This window comes from Monashia sp. HAY1-5C, assembly GCF_056755255.1.
Window position 1 is genome coordinate 1 of record NZ_JBPGXG010000173.1, and the last position, 8,194, is coordinate 8,194.

10 protein-coding genes and 1 tRNA gene are annotated in these 8,194 nt (G+C 70.1%); 5 read left to right on the top strand and 6 right to left on the bottom strand.

Annotated elements, in window-relative coordinates; all coding sequences use genetic code 11:
• Positions 1-571 (bottom strand): hypothetical protein (locus ACR9ZK_RS19370; protein ID WP_481343611.1); only part of this gene is annotated, 571 nt, incomplete at its 3' end.
• Between ACR9ZK_RS19370 and ACR9ZK_RS19375 the strand changes: the two genes are divergently transcribed.
• Together ACR9ZK_RS19375 and ACR9ZK_RS19380 are read left to right on the top strand one after the other, a co-directional pair.
• Positions 531-878: a galactose-binding domain-containing protein gene (locus tag ACR9ZK_RS19375; RefSeq protein ID WP_481343609.1), complete on the top strand. Its 348-nt coding sequence runs from the start codon at positions 531-533 to the stop codon at positions 876-878. The two genes, ACR9ZK_RS19370 and ACR9ZK_RS19375, sit on opposite strands and share 41 nt — an antisense overlap.
• 74 nt (positions 879-952) lie before the next feature.
• Positions 953-1,369, top strand: a complete 417-nt coding sequence (locus ACR9ZK_RS19380) for a site-specific integrase (RefSeq protein WP_481343610.1) — start codon at positions 953-955, stop codon at positions 1,367-1,369.
• A gap of 135 nt (positions 1,370-1,504) precedes the next feature.
• Here ACR9ZK_RS19380 and ACR9ZK_RS19385 read toward each other — a convergent pair.
• Positions 1,505-1,578, bottom strand: a tRNA-Phe gene (locus ACR9ZK_RS19385).
• 260 nt (positions 1,579-1,838) lie between these two features.
• On the opposite strand from ACR9ZK_RS19385, the gene ACR9ZK_RS19390 reads away from it, so the two are divergent.
• A complete protein-coding gene (locus ACR9ZK_RS19390; protein ID WP_481343602.1) occupies positions 1,839-2,480 on the top strand; it encodes a YceI family protein in 642 nt (213 codons plus the stop codon).
• A gap of 9 nt (positions 2,481-2,489) precedes the next feature.
• Here ACR9ZK_RS19390 and ACR9ZK_RS19395 read toward each other — a convergent pair whose 3' ends face one another.
• The gene (locus ACR9ZK_RS19395; protein ID WP_481343603.1) at positions 2,490-3,011 is read right to left on the bottom strand and encodes a hypothetical protein; all 522 of its coding nucleotides are present in this window, start codon (positions 3,009-3,011) and stop codon (positions 2,490-2,492) included.
• A gap of 116 nt (positions 3,012-3,127) precedes the next feature.
• Here ACR9ZK_RS19395 and ACR9ZK_RS19400 point away from each other — a divergent pair, with 116 nt between their 5' ends.
• Both ACR9ZK_RS19400 and ACR9ZK_RS19405 read left to right on the top strand, forming a co-directional pair.
• Positions 3,128-4,564 (top strand): GuaB1 family IMP dehydrogenase-related protein, encoded by a 1,437-nt coding sequence (locus tag ACR9ZK_RS19400; RefSeq protein WP_481343604.1) that lies wholly within the window; start codon positions 3,128-3,130, stop codon positions 4,562-4,564.
• 76 nt (positions 4,565-4,640) lie between these two features.
• Positions 4,641-5,180, top strand: coding sequence for a hypothetical protein (locus ACR9ZK_RS19405; RefSeq protein WP_481343605.1), 540 nt, complete (start codon positions 4,641-4,643; stop codon positions 5,178-5,180).
• A 24-nt stretch (positions 5,181-5,204) separates the two neighbouring features.
• On the opposite strand, the gene ACR9ZK_RS19410 is transcribed toward ACR9ZK_RS19405, so the two are convergent.
• The 3 genes from ACR9ZK_RS19410 to ACR9ZK_RS19420 all read right to left on the bottom strand — a co-directional run.
• Positions 5,205-5,927, bottom strand: coding sequence for an HAD family hydrolase (locus tag ACR9ZK_RS19410; protein ID WP_481343606.1), 723 nt, complete (start codon positions 5,925-5,927; stop codon positions 5,205-5,207).
• Positions 5,917-7,191: a fatty acid desaturase family protein gene (locus ACR9ZK_RS19415; protein ID WP_481343607.1), complete on the bottom strand. Its 1,275-nt coding sequence runs from the start codon at positions 7,189-7,191 to the stop codon at positions 5,917-5,919. Before ACR9ZK_RS19415 ends, ACR9ZK_RS19410 begins: the two co-directional genes overlap by 11 nt.
• Before the next feature lie 14 nt (positions 7,192-7,205).
• Positions 7,206-8,194 (bottom strand): ferredoxin reductase (locus ACR9ZK_RS19420; protein ID WP_481343608.1); only part of this gene is annotated, 989 nt, incomplete at its 5' end.

Sequence of the window (8,194 nt, forward strand, 5' to 3'; positions counted from 1 at the left end):
CGTACAGCTCAGCGCGTCCGTCGGCCGTCCATGGGATTGCCCAGTTCATCAGCCGGTCGCGCACGGCCTCGTCGACCATCCACACCGGCCTGGCGCGGTTTTCGCCGTTCACCGTCCAGCCTGAAAGGAAGAGCATCGCTGACAGGGCGCCTCGCTCCCCGCGGGGCGCCAGGGTTGGTGGGTAGTCAAAGGATGCGGGCGTGAGCGTGCCTTCGAGGCCGGCGTGATCGAGCGCGCTGGTGAGTTTGTTGAGCCAGAAGAGCAGCCCGTCCTTGGAGTCGCACCACGAGAGGGACACCAGTGGCACGCGCCGGCCGCGCCAAGGCTCGCGTCCCCTGACCCTCTCGTCGGCTTCCTCGGCGGCAGCGTTGGCCTCTTGCACCGCGTCTGTCAACGGGATCAACAGTGCTTCCTGCGTCGCGCCCGGAACTCGCAGGCCGAGCAGCAGGCCGGAGTAGTCGTACTGTTCCCACTGGCGCAGGACCGCCCGGTTGCTGTAGGTGACCGACACGTCGGCAACATATGACGTTATGGCCGTCTCATGGAAGTCGGCGCTCTTGGCCTTTATCACTCCATGGTGGCAGGTGGATTTGGGCAGTCCCACTGACGTAGCGATGATTCGGCTCTGGAACCGGACGGATTGCTGCTCGAACAGAGCAACCGACTATTGGGTCTTCGCCTCAAACGAGCCGTTCGATACAAGCCTCACGCCGTTACAGCAGGCTGGGCGACCAAGGGTCTGGTCCAGCCACCAGACTGGCATGATGGGCGCTCCGACAGAACTGGCGGCGCCGACGAACGCGCGATACGTGATGATTCAGCTCAGCGGAACAAATTCATTGCACATGGGCGAGGTCCAAGTGTTCAAGCAGGCGTAGCCAGAGCGAAAATCCCTGAACGTGCTCGCATTGGGCCGCGGGTCGTACAGAGCCTCCAACGTGTCGGCGGCCAGCTGCAGCTCAAGGCGCCCAAGACCCGCAAGTCCAGGCGGACCGTTCCGCTGCCACGACCTGTGGTCGACGCTCTGAAAGCGCACAAGGTCGCGCAGGGCATGGAGCGTCTCGCCGCCGGTCCGGACTGGCACGACACGGACATGGTGTTCGCCTCGACGGTCGGCACCCCGATGGAGCCGGACAACCTGCGCCGCAGCTGGTACCGGATTCGCACCGTCCTGGCCGAGCCGCTACCTCGCTTCCACGACCTGAGGCACACCTGCGTGACGCTCCTGCTGACCGAAGGGGTCGCGCCGCACATCGTCCAGGAGATCGTCGGCCACAGCGCGATCGACGTGACGATGACGATCTACGCGCACACGTCACTGGACGAGAAGCGAAAGGCCCTCCAACTGCTCGGGGAGAGGCTCGCCTGATGCGCGTTGCTATCACCGCTGCTATCAACGGGCCTGCGGGAGCACGGACGGCGGGCTCGCGCAGACCGTCACAGACGCTCTCGAGAACGACGAAACCGCAGGTCAGAGGGTTCTGATCCTGCGGCTTCGGGGTTGTGGCCAGGGGCGGGGTCGAACCGCCGACCTTCCGATTTTCAGTCGGACGCTCGTACCAACTGAGCTACCTGGCCGGATCTGCGCAAACAGATACCCGGATCGCTCCGGGCGACGCCAACTATAGCGCACGCCGAGGCGCGATCCGACCGGGCCGTGGCGCTACGCCCGTAGTGGGGGCGTCCTGCCCGCGGTGCTGCAGGGTCAGGAACGGGTAAAGTCAGAGCGTGCTCGTCGGGGCGTGCACGAGCGTCGGTTGCCGGACGGGGCAACGGTCGGCACCCCTGGGTCGTGAGAGACTTCCGCGACTCGAAACTCACGCGTGCAGGAGACACCAATGACGGACGACAGTTCGCCGCTGAACGGCGACTGGGACTTCGACCCGGCCCACACGCGCATCGGGTTCTCCGCGCGGCATGCCATGGTGACCACCGTCCGGGGGTCCTTCAACGACGTCAAGGGGCACTTCTACGCCGACCTCGACGACATGTCGAAGTCCTCGGCCGAGATCATCCTCAAGGCCGCCAGCGTCGACACCCGCAACCAGCAGCGCGACGACCACCTGCGCAGCGCCGACTTCTTCGATGTCGAGAAGTGGCCCGAGATCCGGTTCGAGAGCACCCAGATCGAGGAGGTCGAGGACCGGGCCTACATGGTCTCGGGCAACCTCACCATCCGCGACATCACCAAGCCGGTGACCATCCCCCTCGAGCTGCTCGGCGTCGAGACCGATGCGTTCGGCGCGCTGCGCGCCGGCTTCGAGGGTTCGCGTCGCATCAACCGCCGCGACTTCGGGCTCGAGTGGAACATGCCGCTCGACTCCGGGGGCGTCCTCGTCTCCGAGAAGATCTCGCTCGAGTTCGAGATCTCCGCGATCAAGCGGGACAGCGACCAGCAGGCCGACGGCGACGATGCCGAGAACGCAGAGAACGCAAAGAACGCAGAGAACGCCGACCAGTCCGGCGACGAGCAGGGCTGACCGGCAGCCCTAGGCGGCAGGGCCCTTCGTACGCACGTCGGCCACGTGCGACATCGCCTCCCGCAGCTCGCCGAGCCAGTCGCTCTCGTGCTGGCCGACGAGCTTCACGCACCAGGCCAGGGCCTCGGCGCGCGACCGGGCTACCCCGGCGTCGACGAGCGTGTCGAGGACGAGCCGCTCCGGCTGGCGCAGCCGGGTCATGGTGGGAGCCGCGACGTGCGTCCACAGCTCGCTGCGGTCACCGACCCGCAGCCCCCACGACACCTTTCGGTCGAAGCGGTGCTCCGCCTCGCGGGCGATCTCGATGCGGCGGCCGCGGGTGTCCTCGCGGAACGCCTTCGCACGCCCGGCGCGGGCCTCGGCCCGTTCGGCGTCGCTCGAGCCGTCGGGCAGGTCGACGTCCTCGATGGTGAGCACGACCGTGATCTCCTCGCGGTCGACGGTGATCTGCGGCGTCTCGCGACGCCACTCCTCGGGCAGGCGGCCGGCGAACCAGCCACGGACCCGTTCCTGGGACTCATTCGTAATCATGTAATCATGATTACTCGGGGCCGGGGTGATGGCAATGGCCTACGCCCACGGCAGATCCGGCCGCGGGGGAAGACGCGCGAGCCCGTCCGTCCCCGCGCCGCCTAGAGTGAGTGATCGTGCAGTTCCTCAACGGCCTCCAGCCCCAGCTCGACCTGACCTACGACGACGTCTTCATGGTCCCGAGCCGTTCGTCGGTGACCAGCCGCCTCGACGTCGACCTGTCCTCGGTGGACGGGACGGGCACGACGATCCCGCTCGTCGTCGCGAACATGACCGCCATCGCGGGGCGCCGGATGGCCGAGACGGTGGCCCGTCGCGGCGGCATCGCGGTCGTCCCGCAGGACATCCCCACCGAGGTCGTGCGCGACGTCGTCGGCTGGGTCAAGGGCCGCCACCTCGTCCACGACACGGCGATCACCCTCGAGCGCCACATGACGGCGGGCGAGGCCCTCGTGCTGCTCGGCAAGCGCGCCCACGGGGCGGCCGTCGTCGTCGACGGCCCGAAGCCGGTCGGCATCGTCACGGAGAAGGACCTCACCGGCGTCGACCGTTTCACCCAGGTGCAGGACGTCATGCGCGAGGACATGGTGGTGCTGCCCGAGTCGGTCGGTCCGCAGGACGCCTTCGAGCGACTCTCCGAGGCGCGTCGCAAGGTCGCGCCCGTGGTGTCCGACTCCGGGGAGCTCGTGGGCATCCTCACCCGCGGCGGGGCCTTGCGCGCCGGCCTCTACAGCCCGGCGGTCGACGCGTCGGGCCGGCTGCGGGTCGCCGCCGCGGTGGGCATCAACGGCGACGTCGCCGCGAAGGCGTCCGAGGTCCTGGACGCCGGGGCCGACGTCCTCGTCATCGACACCGCGCACGGCCACCAGGACAAGATGATGGAGGCGTTGCGCGCCGTACGGGCACTCGGTCCGCAGGTCCCCGTCGTCGCCGGCAACGTCGTGTCTGCCGCCGGCACCCGCGAGCTCATCGAGGCAGGAGCCGACATCGTCAAGGTCGGCGTCGGCCCCGGTGCCATGTGCACGACGCGGATGATGACGGCCGTCGGTCGGCCGCAGTTCTCCGCGGTGCTCGAATGTGCCACGGCGGCAAGGGAGCTCGGCCGACATGTCTGGGCCGACGGTGGAGTGCGCCACCCGCGCGACGTCGCGCTCGCCCTGGCCGCCGGCGCCTCCAACGTCATGATCGGCTCCTGGTTCGCCGGCACCCTCGAGTCGCCCGGGGACCTGTACACCGACAACGACGGCCGCATGTACAAGGAGTCGTTCGGCATGGCCAGCTCTCGCGCGGTCCGCAACCGCACGGCGGGCGACACCGCCTACGACCGCGCACGCAAGTCCCTCTTCGAGGAGGGCATCAGCAGCGCACGGATGTACGTCGACCCCGCCCGGCCGTCGGTCGAGGACGTCATCGACCAGATCATCGCGGGCCTGCGCAGCAGCTGCACGTACGCGGGAGCGCGCACGCTCGAGGAGTTCCACGAGCGTGCCGTGGTCGGCCTCCAGAGCACCGCCGGGTTCGCCGAAGGGCGCCCGCTCCACACGTCCTGGTGAGGTACGGCGCGTCCTGTCCGGTGCCGGCTCGCTCGAACGGCATCTCCCGGACGGGCGAGCCCGGCAGACTGGTCGGGTGGACGCCGCCCTCGCCGGCCTGCTCGGCACCGCGATCGGCGCGATGGCGGGCATCGTGGGTTCCCTCATCGCCTCGGGGCACCAGGTTCGCATCGAGCGCGAGCGGGTGGCCGCCGCCCGCCGGGACGAGCTGACGCGCGCGGCGCGCCAGTCGCTCCTCGACCTCGTGCAGCTGGTCGCGACGGGAACCCAGGCGATCGCGTGGGTGACCTGGGCGGTCGGCTCCCAGCCCCGGGAGCAGTCGCTCGCCGAGGCCCGCCGGTACGAGGAGACGATGCGCGCCCTCCTGCCGCGGCTCGTCGCGGCACAGGTCGCCGTTGCCAGCCTCAGCGACGTGGCCACCTACCAGCGGCTCGACCCCATCGTGCGCGGCCTGGTCCACCTGGACGTGCGGGTGGGGACGGCCCTGGTCGGCCACGAGCAGGGCAGCGCCAGCGCGGTCGCCGAGCTGGGCGCACTCCGCGACGAGACGACGGAGTTCGAGCGCCGGACCGTCGACACGGTCCGCAGCATGCTCAGCGGCACGAACGGACGGTGACCACCCAGGCAGGGTGCGACCGGGTCAATGACGCTTGCGGCCGACCTCGACGACGCGCCAGCCGCGCTCGCGGGCGATCTCACGCAGCTCGCGGTCGGGGTTGACGGCCACGGCCTGTCCGACGCGCTCCATCATCGGCAGGTCGCTGACCGAGTCGCTGTAGGCGGTGCACCGGGCGAGGTCGTAGCCGCGCTCGGCCGCGAGCTTCTCGATCTCGATGACCTTGCCGGCGCCGTAGCAGAACTCACCGGCCAGGTGCCCGGTGTAGCGGCCCTCGTCGTCGAGCTCGCTGCGGGTGGCGACCGCGCCCTCGAGGCCCAGGGCCGTCGCGATGCGGCTCACGAGCTCGATGGGCGAGGCCGACACGACGATGCGGTCCTGGCCGAGGGCCTTGCAGTCCGACAGCAGCGTCAGGGACGCCGGGATGGCCCTGCGGACGATGCCGGGCACGATGGCGTCGGTGAGGTGGATGATGTCGGACTGCCGGATGCCGGCCACCGCGCGCAGGATGCGCTCGCGCAGCGCCTCGGACCCCGCGTCGGTGGATCCCTTGCGGTGGAAGGAGATCGCGTTGACGGTGTCCTTGACGAGGTCGCGCCACGGGACGTGACCGCCCCGGAAGGCGGCGATCGCGAGGGGGTAGTTGGCCGACCCGCGGATCAGCGTCCGGTCGAGGTCGAAGAACGCCGCGACCGGCCCCCCGCCCGAGAGGGGCAGGAGGCCGGTGGTCGACGCGTCAGCCGACATGGGCCGCGAGGGGCAGGGCCGCCCGACGGCGCGGCACCGATGCGTTGACGGCGTCCTTGGGCAGCCGGCGCGGCCTGCGCGTCGCGCGCGGCGGCAGCGCCAGCCGGAAGACCTTCGCCCAGGCCTGCCCGACCTGACGCGGCAGCGGGCCGGTCGTGTAGGGCAGCCCGTAGCGCTCGCAGATCTCGCGCAGCTCCACCGCGACCTCGGCGTACCGGTTGCTCGGCAGGTCGGGGAAGCAGTGGTGCTCGATCTGGTGGGACAGGTTGCCGGTCATGATGTGCATCAGCTTCGAGCCGGAGATGTTGGCAGAGCCGAGCATCTGGCGGATGTACCAGTCGCCGCGCGTCTCGCCCTCGATCTCCTCCTCGGTGAAGGTGTCGACGCCGTCGGGGAAGTGGCCGCAGAAGATGACCGAGTGGGCCCACACGTTGCGGATCGCGTTTGCCGTGAAGGTGCCGATGAGGGCCTGCTTGCCGGAGCCGAACGGCACGGCGGCCAGCGGCGTGGCGGCGTAGTCCTTGGTGAACTGACGCACCACCTTGCGTCCCATCGCCCTGAGGTCCGCCTTGAGCTCGTCCTTGGACTTCTCGCCCTGCTGGTAGGCCTCGAGCTCGAGGTCGTAGATGGCGATGCCCCACTCGAAGAAGGGCGCCAGGACCATGTTGATGGCGGGATTGAAGATGTTGGAGGGGTGCCACGGCTGGTCCTCGTCCATGCGCAGCACCGAGTAGCCCACGTCCTTGTCCTTGCCCAGCACGTTGGTCCACGTGTGGTGCAGGTCGTTGTGGGTGTGCTTCCAGGCGGCGGCGGGGGTGACGAAGTCCCACTCCCACGTCGTCGAGTGGATGTCGGGGTCGCGCATCCAGTCCCACTGGCCGTGCAGGACGTTGTGCCCGATCTCCATGTTCTCGAGGATCTTGGCGACCGAGAGCATCGCGGTACCTGCGACGAGCGCCGTCTTCTTCTTCGAGAAGAGCAGCGTGGCGCGGCCGGCGAGCTCGAGCGTGCGCTGGATGCGGATCACCCGGCGGATGTAGGCGGCGTCCTTGGCACCCCGGGTCGCGATGACGCGGTTGCGCAGGGCGTCGAGCTCCTGGCCGAGACGCTCGACGTCGGCGTCGGACAGGTGCGCGGCGGCGCTCGGGCGCTTCGCCGGGCCACCGGCGGCGGCCAGGACCGGCTTCCGGGGCCGGACCTCACGGCCGTCCGCGGACGGTCCGGTGGGGGTCGTGGGGGCGGGTCGGTTCACGGTGGTGGTCATCGGTGGTTCCCTTCTCAGATGTCCAGGTGGACGGGCCCGGCAGCGGCGTTGACGCAGGTCTGGATCAGCTCGCCCTCGTCGCCGTGGACCTCTCCGGTACGCAGGTCGCGGACCTTGCCGGCCACGAGCGGTGTCAGGCAGCTGCGGCAGATGCCCATGCGGCAGCCGCTCGGCATGACGACGCCGCACTCCTCGCCGGCGTCGAGGAGCGGCACGTCGCCGCCGGCCTCGACCTCCTTGTCGGACTTCTCGAACACAACGACCCCGCCCTCGCCGCCGGTTCCCGGCAGCAGGACCGGGGCGAAGCGCTCGATCGTGAGGCTCGCGCCCGTGGCGTCGGTGCCGTCGACGCCCTCGCGGGCCCACAGCTCCTCGGCGTCGTCGAGCAGCTCTGCCGGACCGCACGCGAACGCCTTGCGGGTGCGCCAGTCGGGACACAGCGCGTCGAGGTCGGCGGTCGTCGACAGGTCGAGGCGGCGCCCGGCCTGCTCGCTCAGGCCACCCTCCTCGCGGGTGAACCAGTGCCGGACCCGCAGGCCGGGGAACTGGTCGGCGAGCTCGAGCAGCTCGTCGTGGAAGAGGGCGTCGTGCCGCGTGCGCGCACAGTGCAGGAGCACGACGTCGGCGTCGGGGCGACGGGGGACGAGCGTGCGGATCATCGACATGACGGGCGTGATGCCGCTGCCGGCGGTGAGCATGAGCAGCGGGCGCGGGTGGCCCGGCAGGACGAAGTCGCCCTGCGGGACGTCGAGGAAGAGGACGTCGCCGGGACGGGTGTCGCGGGCCAGGGCGGACGAGACGGTGCCGATCGCCGTGACGGTGATGGCGGGGTCGTGCCCGGCGGCCGCCGACAGGGAGTAGCTGCGCCACTGGCGCACCCCGTCGATCTCGACGCCGATGCGGGCCCACTGGCCGGCCTCGTGCGCGTTCCAGCCCCGACCGGGGCGGAAGTGGATGGTCGTGGAGTCAGGGGTCTCGCGCTCGACGCGCGTGACGATGCCGC